Source organism: Acutalibacter sp. 1XD8-33 (assembly GCF_003612555.1).
In the GTDB taxonomy this organism is placed as follows: domain Bacteria; phylum Bacillota; class Clostridia; order Oscillospirales; family Acutalibacteraceae; genus Acutalibacter.
The window spans coordinates 61,020-75,890 of the sequence record NZ_RAZF01000003.1 but is presented as its reverse complement, the minus strand read 5'-3'; the positions used below and the strand labels follow the sequence as shown (position 1 = coordinate 75,890).

The window sequence follows — 14,871 nt, the reverse complement described above, 5'->3', positions numbered from 1 at the left end:
GGGAAAGGATAGTGGAGGATGCGGGCGGCACGTTATATGTGTAAAGGTATGTGCTGTTACAGGAAAGGGGCTGAGGATGATGAAAGTAAAGGCCTATGGAAAGATCAATCTGACTTTGGATGTGTTAGGTAGGCGGGAGGACGGCTACCACCTGCTGGATACCGTGATGCAGAGCGTGTCTATATGGGATGAGCTGGAGATTCAGCATAGCCATGAGCCAGGGGTGCATTTGCAGTGCAGCCGGGAGAGCTTGCCAGTGGACAGTAAGAATACTGCCTTTCGTGCGGCGAAATTCTTCCTGGAGGACCAGGGGATACAAGGGGAAGGAGTTTACATCTTTATCCGCAAATATATTCCCAGCCGGTCGGGCATGGGCGGCGGAAGCGCAGACGCGGCGGCAGTGCTTCGAGGACTGAATGAGATGTATCAAAAGGGGCTTTCCACAGAAAAGCTCATGGAGATTGGAGCCCGGGTAGGGGCGGATGTGCCGTTCTGCGTTCTGGGAGGCGCGGCCCGATGTACAGGTATTGGGGCGGATGTGGCCCCAGTTTCCCCCATGCCAGAGTGCTGGCTGGTAGTTTGCAAACCCCCCACAGGTATGAGCACCCCCCGGGCCTATGCGCTGCTGGACCAATATCCCCTGTCCAGTACCCAGGCAACGCCTCGGATGGTGGAGGCCCTGACCGCTGGAAATTTGCGGCGGGTGGCAAAAAGTGTGGCCAACCGGTTTGATGAGACCATCCGACTGGCTCCGGTTCGGGCCCTGAAACGGGCTATGATGGAGGCGGGGGCTCTGGGAGCCATGATGACGGGCAGCGGTTCCGGCGTATACGGCATTTTTGAGACAGAGCAGCAGGCCAGATGGGCTATGCGCCAGCTGGATGGGAAGGGCAGAACCTTTCTTATCCGGCCATGTGAAGGTATATAACTTTATACTGCAGTGCGAGAAAGAGCTTGACAAGCTATTTTGCTTTACGAAAAAGCGGAGAGACGAGAAGTCTGCTCCGCTTTTTCGGTTGAAAGCGCTTAGGAGAAGAGAAACTGGCACAGCGTGCCGGTGAGGATTGCTGCCACGTAGAGTATTCCTATTATGAACAGGTTATCCCTGAAGTTTCTGTTTACCTTAAACAGTACCGCCAGACCGAGTCCGGCCCCGGTGCAGAGCCCGGCTATAGCAGACCCAAAGGAGAGAGAACCGCCTAAATAGAGTTCGGTGAGAATAACAGAGGCGGCACAGTTGGGGATGAAGCCCAGAAGTCCAGCTAAAAGAGGCTGGAACCAACTCCCAGACAGCAGGAGGCGGGAGATACGATCTTCACCCACTAAAAAAATTGCCCAATTCAGGAGAAAATTTACCAAAAGCAAAAAGGTAAATACCTTTACAGTGTGAGTGAGAGCAGAGCGGAGCACTCCTTTCTCTTCGCAGCCGCAGTCCTCACAAAGGTCGTGGAAAGGCACTTTTTCCTCATGGTGCAAAACGTGGACGGCCACGAGGTCCACCGCAATTCCCAGCAGAGCCGCAGCCACAAACTTGACCCCCAGCAGCCGGCCCAGACTGTCCAGAGCTTCCGGATGGCTGAGCAGAATGGGAAGGGCCTCGTCGGAGGTGGCCAGAAAAACGGCCAGCAAGGTTCCGGGAGAGATGAGCCTTCCAGCATAAAAATTGGCGGCAGCCACAGAGAAGCCGCATTGGGGAACACATCCCAGCACCGCGCCGCCCAAAGGCCCCAAAGGTCCCAGGCGGGTCAGAGCCTGAGTAAGACGCTGACTGGCCCGATGCTCTATGAATTCAATGAGAAGGTAGGCGCCCAAGAGAAAGGGCAGGTTTTTCAGCGAGTCCAGGACCGCGTCCCAGATGATTTCCAATAAGTTTTCCATATCGACTCCTTTCAGAGAAATGATGTCAAGGAAAAATAGTTTACATAAATGGGGGCAATTGTAATGCGAAAACACGCGGCAAATTGTGTTAAGGAAAATCACTTTGCACTCCTGCAGCGGGAGAGAAGCGTCTGCCAGTCTTTAAGAGCAGAGCGTCAAAGGGAAGAACAAAAACCCATGGGATATAGCAAGGGCTGCTTTTCTGTCCGGATAAGCAAAATCTTGTGTCCATCATAACACAAAAATGCAATTTTGGAAAGCCCTGTATAAACTTTATCCCGCTGCCCATACTTTTTCCAACGATCTGAAGAGAAGAGGGATTTCATGAAACGATTTGCGGCAAGAGTGATGGCCTGCGGTTTCCTGCTGGCAGCTAGCTGCGGATGGCTGCGGGTGGCTGCGGCCAGCGAACAGTTGCCGGAGAATATTCTGCGCCTGCATGTGGTGGCCAACTCAGACAGGCAAGAGGACCAGGACTTGAAATTGCGGGTCCGGGACGCGGTATTGGAAGAGGCGAACCGCTGGTGCCAGGGAGCGGAGACCTTGGAAGAGGCGAATGTACAGATCTGTACCCATCTGGAGGGGATCCGGGGGGCGGCGGAGAATGTTATAAAGGCAAATGGCTTTACAGACCGGGCGACAGTTCAAGTGACAGAGGAGTTCTTTCCCACCAGGACCTATGAGAATTTCACTCTGCCGGCAGGACGGTATCGAGCTTTACGGGTGGTGATTGGAGAGGGGGAAGGGCATAACTGGTGGTGCGTGGTGTTCCCGGCTCTCTGTCTGCCCGCCGCCGGGGAGAAGGACGTGTTGGCCACGCTACCGGAAAACCAGCGGAAGGTTGCCCAGAGTCCGGGCCGGTATCAGGTGGAGTTCAAACTGGCAGAGTGGTATGAGGAGCTGAAAAACTGGTTGGCCGGGGGATAACGTTAATTAAGTCCAAAAACATATTCTCTTGCCAGAACTTTGAAACGGGTGTATAATTGTAGCAAAAACTGGGCATGTGAGGGACCCTCGCGGCCTGTGGGAGGAGCAAATGCTGCAATTTGTATTGGGCCGGGCAGGCAGCGGGAAAACGGAATATCTCCGCCAGGTACTTTCAGACCGAAGCCTCCAGGGAGACGGCAAATGCATCATGCTGGTGCCGGAGCAGTACAGCTTTGAGACAGAAAAAGCTATGCTGCGCCTGGCGGGCCCTCAGCGAGCCAACGCCATCGGCATCTATAGCTTCACCCGGCTGGCAGAGACAGTGTTCCGCCAGGTGGGGGGCGCGGCGGGGCACAGGCTTACCGATGGCGGCCGGCGGATTCTAATGTCCTCGGCTATCGCCGCCTGCGAAGATCAGCTGGAAGTGTACAAGAGCGCCGCCAAATCCGGCAGGATTACCGATCTGATGCTCACGGCGGTGAACGAAATGAAGCTGTGCGGCATTCCCCCGGAACGGCTGACAGAGGCCTCGGGAGAACTGAAAAGCCTGGGCCTTGCCCAAAAGCTCCGGGAACTGGGGATTATTTACGCGGCCTATAACGCGCTGGTAGCGGCCTCCTACCTGGACTCCCGGGACGACCTCACCCGTCTTTTGGAGGCGCTGAAGGGAACGGGGCTCTTTTCCGGGTATACCATTGCGGTGGACTCTTTCGAGGGCTTTACCCCCCAAGAGCTGGGTGTGCTGGAAGAATTGCTCCGCCAGGCGGACAGCGTGCTTGTCTCCCTGTGTACGGATGGACTGTCCCAAGACGGCGCGGGGCTTTTTGCCCTGGTAGACCGCACCCGTTGGCGGCTTACCCGGCTGGCGGAAGAGAATCAGATTCCCCTGCTGCCCCCGGTGACGCTCACCCATTCTCCCCGCTTTCAAAATGAAAGCCTCAAGCTCCTGGAGGCACAGCTTTTCTTTCCGGAAGAGGGCCTTGTCTCCCAGGACTCCCAGGGAATTACTCTGTTCGAGGCCAGAGACGTGTTCCAAGAGTCGGAATATGTGGCGGCGTCCATCCGGGGGCTGGTTTCTCAGGGAATGCGCTACAGGGACATTTCCATTATCTGCCGTTCGCCTCAACAGTACTATGGCAGCCTGGATGTGGCGCTAAAGAAGCGGGACGTGCCCTGCTTTTTGTCCCAGCCGGTCCGGGTGGACGGGGAACCTGTAACCCGGTTCGTGCTGGGGGCCTTTGAGGCGGTGCAGAGCGGGCTGGATACCGGGGAGCTGCTGGAAATGCTGAAAACCGGAGTGGCCGGGTTTACCCCCGAGGAGATTTCCGATTTGGAAAACTACGCCTTCCTCTGGAGGCTGAGCGGCGCGGCCTGGCGGGATGTGTTTATCCGGCATCCCAGAGGCTTTGGCTGGGAGATGACCGAAGAGGACGCGGCGTGCCTTGAGGAGCTGAATGCCTTGCGGGAGCGTCTGATCCCTCCCCTGGCGCGTTTTGGAGAGAGGACCGCGGATGCCTCCGGGGCGGAGATCAGCGAGGCCGTATACCAGCTGCTGATGGATTTCGGATTGGAGGAGGGCTTGCCGGAGTACTGCCGGCGGCTGGAATTGGACGGGGAGGACGCCATTGCCGCCCGCCAGCTGCGGGTGTGGGATTTGCTGATGGAAGTTCTGGACCAGATGCACAGCATCCTGGGGGACCGGAAAACCTCGCGGGAGCGGTATTACCGCCTTTTAAAGGAGGTGCTGGCCGGGGAGGATGTGTCGGAAATTCCCCAAACAGTGGACGAGGTGGTCTTTGGCACGGCGGAACAGGTGCGGCAGTCCTCTCCCAAGGCGGTGTTTTTGATCGGGGTGACACAGGGAGATTTTCCCCTGAACCCCCGGTCCTCGGGAGTGTTCTCCGATGGGGAGCGGCGAGAGCTCATCGCCCTGGACCTGCCTTTGGGGGATCCCCTGGAACAGAAAGCCATAGAAGAACGATATCTGGCCTATTCGGTGGCCTGCGCCCCCAGCGAACGCCTAACCATATCCTGGCCCCGGTCGGCGGGCGGAGAAGATAAGGAGCCCAGCGAACTGGTGGCCGGGGTACGCGGCGTTTTTCCCTGTTTGGAGCCGGTGCGGGATCTGCCCGAGGAGTTTTTCGCCAACTCCCGGGAGGCGGCTTTTTCCAGAATGGCGGCCCGGTGGCAGGAAAACAGCCCTCAGGGGGCGGCGCTGCGGCAGTTCATCCGGGAGGACCCGGACTATGCGGGACGGCTGGAGGCTTTAGAACGGGCCGCTGGAGAACGTCCCCAGCGGGTAGAGGACCTGGCTTTGGCAGAAAAGCTCTATGGCGGGAGAATCTTCCTCTCGCCCACCCAGGTGGAAACCTACCACAGCTGCCCCTTTAAATATTTCTGCCGGTACGGGCTGAACGCTCGGGAACGCCGCCCGGCTCAGGTGGATGTGTTGCAATACGGCACCATTATGCATTATCTGTTGGAAAATATATTCCGGATTCCCTCTGGGGAGCGGGCGGGATACGGAGAAGAAAAATTGCTGGAAATGGTGCGGGAGCTGATCGGCGCCTACGCCCGGGAGAACATGGGGGGGCTGGAGTTGCTTTCCGGCCGGGAGAAATACCGGCTGGATCGGATGGCTCAGTCGGCCTGCAAGCTCATCCGGCATATTGAGGCGGAACTGGCTCAGAGCAGATTTGTGCCGGAGCATATGGAATGGAAGCTGGGAAAGGACGCCCCGCCCCTTCGGGTGGAGACGGGGGACGGCCGGGTGGTGACGGTGGGGGGGACCATCGACCGGGTGGACGTGTACCGCCGTCCGGACGGCCGCAGCTATGTGCGGGTGGTCGACTACAAAACCGGGAAGAAGTCCTTTAAGCTGGCAGACGTGCTCTATGGGCTGAACATGCAGATGCTGGTGTATCTGGCGGCGCTGGTGGAGGATGGAAAGAACCTTCCGGCGGGAATCCTCTATATGCCTGCGGGGGAGCCTGCGGTAAGCGCGGAGCGGGGGTCGGGCCAGGAAGAGGTCGAAAAGGTAAACCGCCGCCAGCTGAAGATGAGCGGGCTGGTTCTGGACGACAGCGGGATCATTCAGGCCATGGAGGCGGGGGCCAAGGGGGAATTCATCCCTGCGGCGCTGAAAAAGGACGGAACTCCGGACAGCCGTAGCTCTGTGTTGAGCCCGGAACATCTGGGGCTGGTGCTGGAACATTCGAAGCGTCTGGTTGCCTCCATGGGCCAGGCCCTGCTGGAGGGAGAAGCCGCAGCGCGGCCCAATATGAAGAATCATAGCGCCTGTCAGTACTGCCCCTACGGGGCGGTATGCGGGAAGGAGCTGGGAGAGCGAGATGTGGAGGAAGAGCGGCTGACGGAAAAAGAGGCAATGGAACGGATCGTGGAGAAAGGAGGTCATTGAGATGGCGAAGAAAGGCGGAGCCAGGAGGAAGCCGGGAACAGGGGCAAAACTGGCCTTGGGAATCGTTACATTTCTGAACCTGCTGCTGACGCTGCTGCTCTCGCTGGAAAGGCGGCAAAGCGTCCTGCGGGCGGTGAACCAGGATGGAGCGGTGAAGCTCCTGCTGGAAGAGGGGAAGAAGAAAGAATAATTTTTTGAGTATTGGAAGGCCTCCATGCGCACAGAAGAGTTCGCAAGCGAACTCTCGCGCATTCCGGCAAGGTCGTGGGACTCTGCTAAGGCACACCCTGCCACCTTTGAGAAAGGTAAGACTTCGTTTTACGAAGTCTACGAAACTTTTACGGTTGTTGGGTCAGCTCGTCAAAACATCAAAACCTTCACGACGAATGTAATGAGGAGTGACATTGCGCGGTCAAGGGGCGGGGAAAATCGCCAGTGGCGAAGAGTTCATGCAGGCATGAACTCTTGCTCTGACCCGCCCGAACCGGCAGGTGAGACAGGCCCCTGGCCAGCTGAGAGCGTCCGCACCCAGCTTGGCAGAGTTTTGCGAAGCAAAACGGAAAGATAGACCGAGCCGCGCGAGCGTCTATCTTTTTGACACCACCGCGAAACCCAGCCTGCTCATTTCGCCTCGTTTGGCGCGGTGTGCCGGAGGCCACTCCGTATTACGCTACAAAAAGCCCCGCTTCCCATGGGTGGGGAGCGGGGCGCTTTCTTCAGGCGATTTCCTCCGGCGCGGAGCCGGGAGAGGCGGGCAGGCTGTACTGCTCCAGATAGGCGTTGTAAGCCTTGGTAAAGGCCGGACTGCCGGAGTTCTTCAGCTCGTTCAGGTAGCCGTGGGCGTCCATGGCGGCGGAGTTCTGGATTTGGATTACCGTTACGGCCACGTTGGAGCAGTGATCGGACACCCGCTCATAGTTGGTGAGCAGGTCCGTGAGCACAAAGCCCAGCTCGATGGTGCAGCGGCCCTCTTGCAGCCGGCGGATATGCCGGTTTTTCAGCTCGGTCTTGAGGCCATCCACCACCTGCTCCAGGGGCTCCACCCGGGCGGCCGCGATGGTGTCCTCCCGCTCGAAGGCGTCTACCGTCAGGTTTAGAATGTCCACAATGGCCTGGGTGATCACCGCAAGCTCCATCTGGGCCTTGTCGGAGAAGCGCAGGTCTTTGTCGTGGATCTCCTGAGCCACCCGCAGAATATTTACGGCGTGGTCCCCGATGCGCTCGAAATCCCCGATGGCGTGGAGCAGTTCCGCCGCTTCGCTGCTGTCGCTGTGGGAGAGGTCCTTACTGCTGAGCTTTACCAGGAAGGTGCCCAGAGTGTCCTCGTACAGGTCAATTTCCTCTTCCTGCTGGGTGATGGCTGCGGCAATTTTTGGATCATAGTCCCGGGTGATCTGGATGGCCCCCAGCATGGAGTCCCGGGCGGCGTGGGCCATTTTTACGGCCAAAGTGCGGCACTCCGCGATGGCGAAGCCGGGGGAGAGCATCAGGCGCTCGTCCAGCAGGGAGATCTGGGTGTTCTTGTCTCGGATGGTGAGCTTGGCCAGCTGCTCCAGCTGCTTGGAAAAAGGCAGAAGCACAAAGGTGTTTACCACGTTGAAAAGCGTATGTACCACGGCCACACCCAAGGCGCTGATGGGCGCGTCCACAAAGTCGAAATGGAAGATGGCGTTGAGGCCATAGAACGCGGAGAGGCAGATCACCGTGCCAATCACCTTGAAATAGACGCTGACGGCAACCACTCGCTTGGCGTTCTTATTGGCGCCGATGGCAGAGAGCAAGCCTGTCACGCAGGTGCCGATGTTGGCCCCGGTGATGATGGGGAAGGCCATGCTCATGGTGATGCTGCCGGTCATGGCCAGGGACTGGAGGATGCCTACCGAAGCGGCGGAGCTCTGAATCACCCCGGTGAATACTGTGCCAATGAGCACGCCCATCAGGGGGTTCTGGAACATAATGAGGATTTCATGGAAGAAAGGGGTTTCCGCCAGGGGGCTCACCGCCTGACTCATGAAGGTCATGCCGGTCATCAGGATGGAGAAACCCAGCAGGATGTTCCCCGCGTCCCGCTTTTTGCCCTCTTTGCCAACCATCACCATGACGATGCCGATGAGAGCCAGCACCGGGGAGAAGGATTCCGGCTTCAGCATCCGCAGCCAGACGCTGTCGCTTTCAATGCCCGTGGCGCTGAGGATCCAGGCCGTGAGGGTGGTGCCCATGCTGGAACCCATAATCACGCTGACCGTCTGGCTCAGCTCCATGATGCCGGAGTTCACAAGGCCCACCAGCATCACTGTCATAGCGGAGGAGGACTGGATGGCAATGGTGATCACCGCGCCCAGGGCCAGTCCCTTCCACCGGTTGGAGGTCATGGCACGCAGGACAGACTCCAGCTTGCCGCCCACCATTTTCTCCAGGCCGGAGGAGAGCACGTTCATGCCGTACAAGAAGAAGGCCAGGCCACCCATCAGGGTAAAGACGGAAAAAATATCCATTTTGACAACTCCTCGCGAAATATCCCGAACTATGCCAATACAAATATATGATAGCATAGGGGGCGGGGGCAAATCAATGGGTTTTGGAAAAAATGCGGAGAATTCCCGCAACCGGTAGAAACTCGGTTCACTTTGTGGTAAAATCAATATACTATACTGAGAGACAAGTGATGGAGATACGATAGGAGCTTAAGCATGATGATTAACATCGACTTTCTGCTGGCAGGCTGCAATACCCGCTGCCGGCACTGCTATGTGAACGGGGGGCCCGGTCCGATGATGGCAACGGGAGACGCCCTGCTGTGCATGGAGAAATTGGACAGGCTGGCGGCGCTTCTGCCCGATGAGACCAGTTTTACATTGGACCATGAGCCGATGAATCACCCGGAAATTGCACGGATTATTTCCGCTGCGGCGAACACCCGGAACATCCAGAATTATCACCATGGCATGACCACCGGAGTTGCGCTGATGGGGCGCGGGGATAGGGCCGAGGTAGTCCGCGCGTATCTGGATTGCGGCTACCATACGTTCGGCATCACCCTCCATGGAAGCCCGGAACATCATGACAGAATCGTCCGGCGCGGGGGAGCCTTTGACGCCGCTGTGGCTGCGGGAGAATATCTAAAAGAGCAGGGGGCTTCTTTGGAGGTCACTCTGATGCTGAACCGCTTTTTTGTCCAGGACGCGGACGGAATATCCCGTGTGTTGGACCGGCTTCGTCCCCAGTATATTGGCTTTGTGATCCCCATTTTTACCCCCCACCGCAATATGATGGACTTCGAGCCATACCGGGCCTCGGCCGGCATGGCGGCGGGCCTTGCCGGGCATCTTTCTGAGTGGGGCCAGGATGAGGCGGCGCTGATGAATTCGATTGAGCACAGCACGGTTGCGGCGGGAATCCGGTGGCTGCAAGACCAGAGCCTGCCGGACTTATTTTCCCAGGAGCAGGAGGAGCTGTATCTGTCTTTGCATCCGGACTGCCGGCTCTATGTGGGAAATTCGGGCGCGGAAACCCAATGCTTGGGGGACCTGCGGCACATTGATCTGGAAGAGGCCGCAAGGGCTATCCGGGCCCTGCCGGGCAATCGGGATTACGGCGCGTTTTATAATGTGGACAAGCTGCCCGCCAAAGAGCGCTTAATCAACCAGCTGTCGGAGCTGCCCCAGGAAGCGCTCTTTGGAGATTATCCCAGCGTGATATATCGCGGCTTGACAGAGCTGAGGATTCCGGCCCGGATTGGATACTTTTAGAGAGAGCGTGTGCGTAGCCGCTTGTCTCTTAGAAAGTATAGGAGTCAAAGCCTGTGGGGGAAAGATGAATATTATCCTAAAAACCGGCCAGGATCCGTCAAGCACACAGGGGAAAACCCGGATATAATACCATCAAACCCAAGAAGGGAAAGGAGCAGGAAAATGTATCAGTTTAACCGAGAAGAATATGAAAAGCGCATAGAGTGGTATCAAGAGGCCCGGTTCGGCATGTTCATCCACTGGGGGCTCTACGCCATCCCCGCCCGGGGCGAGTGGGTGCGCAGCACCGAGCAGATGCCCGAGGAGGAGTACCTCCCTTTCTTTGACGAATTCAATCCCGTGGACTATGACCCCAAGGCCTGGGCCAGAGCCGCCAAAGCGGCGGGGATGAAGTATGCCGTCCTCACCTCCAAGCATCACGATGGCTTCTGCCTCTTTGACAGCGCCCTCACGGACTTCAAGTCCACCAAGACCCAATGCGGCCGGGACCTGGTGCGGGAGTTCCTGGACGCCTTCCGGGCCGAGGGCCTGAAGGTGGGCCTCTACTACTCCCTTTTGGACTGGCACCACCCGGACTACCCCCACTATAAGGACCAGAACCATCCCATGCGCAACCATCCGGAATGTGGCAACGAGGGCCGGGACTTCAACCGCTATCTGGACTACATGCATGGCCAGGTACGGGAGCTGTGCGAGAACTACGGCAAGCTGGACATCCTCTGGTTCGACTTCTCCTATGGAGAGGGGGAGAACTGTATGCGCGGGGAAACCTGGCGGGCCACGGAGCTGGTCACCATGGTCCGGGAGCTTCAGCCCGGAATCATCATCGACAACCGCCTGGAGGTCAGCGGCGAGGGATTCGGCTCCCTCTGGGAGGGGGACCCCAAGCCCTACCACGGGGATTTCGTCAGCCCGGAGCAGATCATTCCCCCGGGCGGCCTGCTGGACAAGAACGGCCGGGACCTGTGCTGGGAGGCCTGCGTCACCATGAACAACAACTGGGGCTACTGCGCCCTGGACCGGTTCTTCAAGCCCGCCCCCATGCTCATCAAGAAGCTGGTGGAGTGCGTGTCCAAGGGGGGCAACCTCCTTCTGAACGTGGGCCCGGACGCCAAGGGAAACATCCCGGCGGAGTCTCTTGAGATCCTCTCGGAGATTGGAGCCTGGATGGACAAAAACAGCGAGAGCGTCTACGGCTGCGGTAAGGCGGGAATTCCCAAGCCCGACATGGGCCGGATCACCCGGAAGGGCAATATCCTCTATTACCATCTTTTTGAGAACACCATCGGGGCCATGCCCCTGGCGGGCCTACGGAAGGAACAGGTGAAAGCCGTCCGCTGGCTGGCCACCGGGGCGGAGATCCGCCTGGCGGGAAGCTGGATCACCGATAACTACCCGGACGTGGTCTTTGCGGATCTGGGTCCGGATCCGGTTTTGTCGGACCCGGTGGACACTGTGCTGAAGGTGGAGCTGAGAGACGAATGATGGAGCTTTCGGAGAAGTTTCTGGAGTTTGCCCGGGCCGCCTGGACGGGTCGGGGGGCCGTGTGGGCCCGCCTGCCCTGCTGGCGAGAAAAGTTAGAGAGCCTGGAGGGGGAGGCGCGGGTCTTGTTCCAGTATCTGGCGGGAACCCTGCCTCTCACGGACCTGGGGGACTATGCCCCGGAGCTGGTTTTGGATTCTGTCCGGGAGGGGCTTTTGGTCCGGGAGGAATTTCCCTGGTGCACGGCGCTTTCCGAGGAGCTCTTCTGCAAGGACGTGCTCTATCCCCGGGTGAATACGGAAAAGCTGGACCCCTGCCGGGGCATGTTTCGCCGGGAACTGGCCCTCCGGCTGGAGGGGCTGAGCCTGCCAGAGGCCATTCTGGAGGTGAACCGCTGGTGCGGGGAGAACGTGGTCTACCGCTCTACGGATGACACCACCTCCTCGGCCCTGGATATTTACCGCCGGGGCTGGGGCCGCTGCGGGGAAGAGTCGGTTTTCGCGGTGAACGCCCTGCGCAGCGTGGGCATCGCCGCCCGGCAGGTCTATGCCCCCCGATGGTCCCACTGCGACGACAACCACGCCTGGGTGGAGGCCTGGGATGGGGCGCACTGGCGCTTTCTGGGGGCCTGCGAGCCGGAGCCCCGGCTGGACATGGGCTGGTTCATCCCGGCGGCGGGCCGGGCCATGCTCTGCCACACCAAAGTTTTTGTAGGGGAGGCCCCGGGCTGGGAGTTCCTGTTTCCGGGCGTCAGCCCCCTGGACCTGAACCGGCGGGAGGGCGTGGCCTATGAGAGTGTCACCGCCCGGTATGCCAAAGCCCGGCCCTTTGAGGTGCGAGTGGCCGGGCCCCAGGGAGAGCCTCTTTGCAGGGCGGAGATCGGAATCTATCTGCTGAACGACGGCGGACTGCGGGAAATCGCCCGGCGGATTGCGGGAGAGAATGGCGAGGCCCGGCTGAACCTGGGACTGGGAAGCCTCTGGGTGACGGCGGAGAAAGACGGTCTTTTCGGGGAAGCACTGGTCCACACGGGAGAGACGGAAAAGGCGCTTCTGACTCTGTCGGGGAGCCGGGTGGAGCCGGGGAGCTTCGACTTCCTGGCCCCGGCGGATTCCGGCCGCACGTCCCCGGCCCTGACAGAGGAGGAGAAGCAGTCCCGCCGCCGGGAGATGGAACGGTTGAAAGAGGCGCGCAGGGCCCGCAAGCGGGCGGAGCCCCCTTCTGAGAGGAGGCCGCTGGCCGGGTGGGCTCTGGGAACCCTGACCCGGAAAGACCGGGCGGGAAGCCTCCCCGAAGCCCTGTGGCGGGATTGCGAAGGGGCCCTGGCCCACGAAAGCGGCCTGTCGCGGGAGGTTTTCGAGAGCGCCCTGCTCTGTCCCCGGATCGGGCTGGAGCCCCTGGCCCCTTGGCGGGAGCTGCTGGAAGGGGCGGCGCTGCCGGATTCCCCGGAAGAGCTTTGGGGGCTGGCTCAGGCCCTTCCCACCATCCAGAGCTTTCCGGAGTTGCCCCAGACCCCGGCGGGAGCCTGGAAGCTAGGCGCGGTCCAGGAGGCCGGGCGGGGGACGCTGTTCTGCGCCCTGTGCCGGGCAAAAGGAATCCCGGCCAGAATCGCGCCGGGAGGCTGGCCGGAGTTCTGGCGGGAGGGAGCCTTCCGCCGGGCCGGCGGCGAGGCGTCCGCCTGGCTCACGGTGAAAACCCCGCCGGGAGAGCGGGGAGCCCTGGGGCTGATGGCCTGGGACCAGGGCTGGCGGATGGCTCCCCTGCGGCCGGGGGAGGCCGTGGAGCTGCCCGCCGGGGAGTACCGGCTAATTGCCTCCACCCGCCTGCCGGGGGGGAATCAGCTGGGAGAAATGCAGGAGATCAATCTAAAGGCCGGAGAGAGCCGGACAGTGGAGGCCCGGTTCCGGAAAGCCAGCCGGGAGGAGCTTTTGCAAAGGCTCAAGCTGCCGCCCCTGGGGATCTCCTGGGAAGGGCCCAGCCTGCTGTGCTGGGTGGACCCCGGCGCGGAGCCCACGGAGCATCTACTCAATGAGCTCCAGGAATCGGCGGAGAAGCTGGGGGCTTTGTGCTGCGGGGTGCACCTCATCGGCGGGGAGGCCCTGGGGGAGCGCCTGCCCGGAGCAAAGCTCTGGCCGGAGAACCGGGAGGCCGCGGAGGCGGCGGCCCGGCGGATGTACCTGGAGCCGGGGCGTCTGCCCCTGCTGGTGCTGGCGGACGGCGAGGGCTATGGCCGCTTTGCCTGCGCGGGGTACAATGTGGGATCGGTGGATCTGGCCGCGCACCTGACGCAGGTGATCCTTTCCGAATAGCGTACGTGCATGTAGCGACTGACCGAACCGGCGGGCGAGACCGGAGGCCCAAAACACCTTTGCCGTCCAGAAAGTATAGGGTTTGAGAGTCATACGGAGTGGCCTCCGCCGCAAGGGGTCTCGGCTGCCGCCTCGGTCGGCGACGGGAAATCGCCACTGGCGATTGTCGCCCCCTAAGAACCCCGCAGCCTTTGAGAAAGGCAAGACTTCGTGAAACGAAGTCTACGAAACATTTTACCCTGGTTAGCTTTGACCGGTCCAGCTGTAAACTTGGCAACGCCAAGTTTACAGCTGGTCAGGGGTCTGGGGGTGCTGGTCCCCGGTGGGGACCGTCAAGCACCGACCGAACCGGCAGGCGAGACTCCAAAACATACTCTCAGAAAGTATGAAATAAGCAAAAGGAGTGATACGAATGGATATAATAGAAAATCCTGTCATGCAGGCCCTGCTTACCAGAAGAAGCGTGCGAAGCTACCGTCCTGATCCCGTGGCTCCGGAAATTCTGGACGCCATTCTGAAAGCGGGCACTTTCGCGCCCACAGGCATGGGGGCCCAGTCCCCGATGATCGTGGCCGTGGAGAACCCAGAGGACCGCGCCGCCGTCCAGGCGCTGAACTGTCAGGCCAGAGGCGGCAGCGGGGATCCCTATTACGGCGCGCCCACGATCCTTCTGGTTCTGGCCGACCCCGCCCGGAACACCTGCGTGGAGGATGCCTCCTGCGTCCTTGCCACTATGATGGTCGCCGCCCATGCCCTGGGCGCCGCCTCCTGCTGGATCCACGGGGAGCACGAGATGTTCCAGCTCCCCGAGGGCAAGGCTCTGCTGGAAAAATGGGGCCTGCCCGGGAACCTCCGGGGTGTGGGCTCCCTGGCCCTGGGATACGCCGCCGGCCCCCTGCCCCAGCCTAGGCCCCGGAAGGACGGCTACGTGGTCCGGGTGTAGAGGGTTGCTCAGAACCGCACCGGAAAGACCCACAAAATGTGAACATTTTGGAAAAAACAGGCCCCAGGGCAGGAAGTTCTCCCCGGCGGCTTGTTTTTTTCTTCTGAAAAAGTTATAATAGACAAATATGGGAAATTTCGTTTTGGACAGGCCCCAAGAGAAAGG

10 protein-coding genes are annotated in these 14,871 nt (G+C 59.9%); 8 read left to right on the top strand and 2 right to left on the bottom strand.

Annotated features, from left to right (window positions below):
- Nucleotides 1–76 precede the first annotated feature (76 nt).
- Nucleotides 77–928, top strand: coding sequence for a 4-(cytidine 5'-diphospho)-2-C-methyl-D-erythritol kinase (gene ispE / locus D7X94_RS03515; RefSeq protein WP_120426320.1), 852 nt, complete (start codon nucleotides 77–79; stop codon nucleotides 926–928).
- Between the two features lie 98 nt (nucleotides 929–1,026).
- On the opposite strand, the gene D7X94_RS03510 is transcribed toward ispE, so the two are convergent.
- A complete protein-coding gene (locus tag D7X94_RS03510) occupies nucleotides 1,027–1,878 on the bottom strand; it encodes a putative manganese transporter (protein WP_120426319.1) in 852 nt (283 codons plus the stop codon).
- Nucleotides 1,879–2,202: 324 nt separating this feature from the next.
- Here D7X94_RS03510 and spoIIR point away from each other — a divergent pair, with 324 nt between their 5' ends.
- The 3 genes from spoIIR to D7X94_RS03495 all read left to right on the top strand — a co-directional run bounded on the left by spoIIR (nucleotide 2,203) and on the right by D7X94_RS03495 (nucleotide 6,413).
- A complete protein-coding gene (gene spoIIR, locus D7X94_RS03505) occupies nucleotides 2,203–2,805 on the top strand; it encodes a stage II sporulation protein R (RefSeq protein ID WP_120426318.1) in 603 nt (200 codons plus the stop codon).
- Between the two features lie 109 nt (nucleotides 2,806–2,914).
- Nucleotides 2,915–6,223, top strand: coding sequence for a PD-(D/E)XK nuclease family protein (locus D7X94_RS03500; RefSeq protein ID WP_120426317.1), 3,309 nt, complete (start codon nucleotides 2,915–2,917; stop codon nucleotides 6,221–6,223).
- 1 nt (nucleotide 6,224) lies between these two features.
- Nucleotides 6,225–6,413: a hypothetical protein gene (locus D7X94_RS03495; RefSeq protein WP_120426316.1), complete on the top strand. Its 189-nt coding sequence runs from the start codon at nucleotides 6,225–6,227 to the stop codon at nucleotides 6,411–6,413.
- Between the two features lie 526 nt (nucleotides 6,414–6,939).
- Here the strand turns inward: D7X94_RS03495 and D7X94_RS03485 are convergent.
- On the bottom strand, nucleotides 6,940–8,718 hold the full coding sequence (locus D7X94_RS03485) for a Na/Pi cotransporter family protein (RefSeq protein WP_120426314.1): 1,779 nt from the start codon (nucleotides 8,716–8,718) through the stop codon (nucleotides 6,940–6,942).
- A gap of 195 nt (nucleotides 8,719–8,913) precedes the next feature.
- Between D7X94_RS03485 and D7X94_RS03480 the strand changes: the two genes are divergently transcribed.
- The 4 genes from D7X94_RS03480 (at nucleotide 8,914) to D7X94_RS03465 (ending at nucleotide 14,706) form a co-directional block, all read left to right on the top strand.
- The gene (locus tag D7X94_RS03480) at nucleotides 8,914–9,972 is read left to right on the top strand and encodes a radical SAM protein (protein WP_120426313.1); all 1,059 of its coding nucleotides are present in this window, start codon (nucleotides 8,914–8,916) and stop codon (nucleotides 9,970–9,972) included.
- A 9-nt stretch (nucleotides 9,973–9,981) separates the two neighbouring features.
- Nucleotides 9,982–11,457: an alpha-L-fucosidase gene (locus tag D7X94_RS03475; RefSeq protein WP_442857875.1), complete on the top strand. Its 1,476-nt coding sequence runs from the start codon at nucleotides 9,982–9,984 to the stop codon at nucleotides 11,455–11,457.
- Nucleotides 11,454–13,763 (top strand): transglutaminase domain-containing protein, encoded by a 2,310-nt coding sequence (locus D7X94_RS03470; RefSeq protein WP_120426311.1) that lies wholly within the window; start codon nucleotides 11,454–11,456, stop codon nucleotides 13,761–13,763. The genes D7X94_RS03475 and D7X94_RS03470 overlap by 4 nt, the downstream gene beginning before the upstream one ends.
- A gap of 412 nt (nucleotides 13,764–14,175) precedes the next feature.
- Nucleotides 14,176–14,706 carry a nitroreductase family protein gene (locus tag D7X94_RS03465; RefSeq protein ID WP_120426310.1) on the top strand — a complete coding sequence of 177 codons (531 nt, stop codon included), beginning with the start codon at nucleotides 14,176–14,178 and terminating at the stop codon, nucleotides 14,704–14,706.
- Nucleotides 14,707–14,871 lie beyond the last annotated feature (165 nt).

Coding starts and splice junctions, on each gene's coding strand:
- D7X94_RS03470 (WP_120426311.1), top strand. CDS start 11,454: ATGATGGAGCTTTCGGAGAAGTTTCTGGAGTTTGCCCGGGCCGCCTGG.
- D7X94_RS03495 (WP_120426316.1), top strand. CDS start 6,225: ATGGCGAAGAAAGGCGGAGCCAGGAGGAAGCCGGGAACAGGGGCAAAA.
- D7X94_RS03510 (WP_120426319.1), bottom strand. CDS start 1,878: ATGGAAAACTTATTGGAAATCATCTGGGACGCGGTCCTGGACTCGCTG.
- ispE (WP_120426320.1), top strand. CDS start 77: ATGATGAAAGTAAAGGCCTATGGAAAGATCAATCTGACTTTGGATGTG.
- spoIIR (WP_120426318.1), top strand. CDS start 2,203: ATGAAACGATTTGCGGCAAGAGTGATGGCCTGCGGTTTCCTGCTGGCA.
- D7X94_RS03500 (WP_120426317.1), top strand. CDS start 2,915: ATGCTGCAATTTGTATTGGGCCGGGCAGGCAGCGGGAAAACGGAATAT.
- D7X94_RS03480 (WP_120426313.1), top strand. CDS start 8,914: ATGATGATTAACATCGACTTTCTGCTGGCAGGCTGCAATACCCGCTGC.
- D7X94_RS03485 (WP_120426314.1), bottom strand. CDS start 8,718: ATGGATATTTTTTCCGTCTTTACCCTGATGGGTGGCCTGGCCTTCTTC.
- D7X94_RS03465 (WP_120426310.1), top strand. CDS start 14,176: ATGGATATAATAGAAAATCCTGTCATGCAGGCCCTGCTTACCAGAAGA.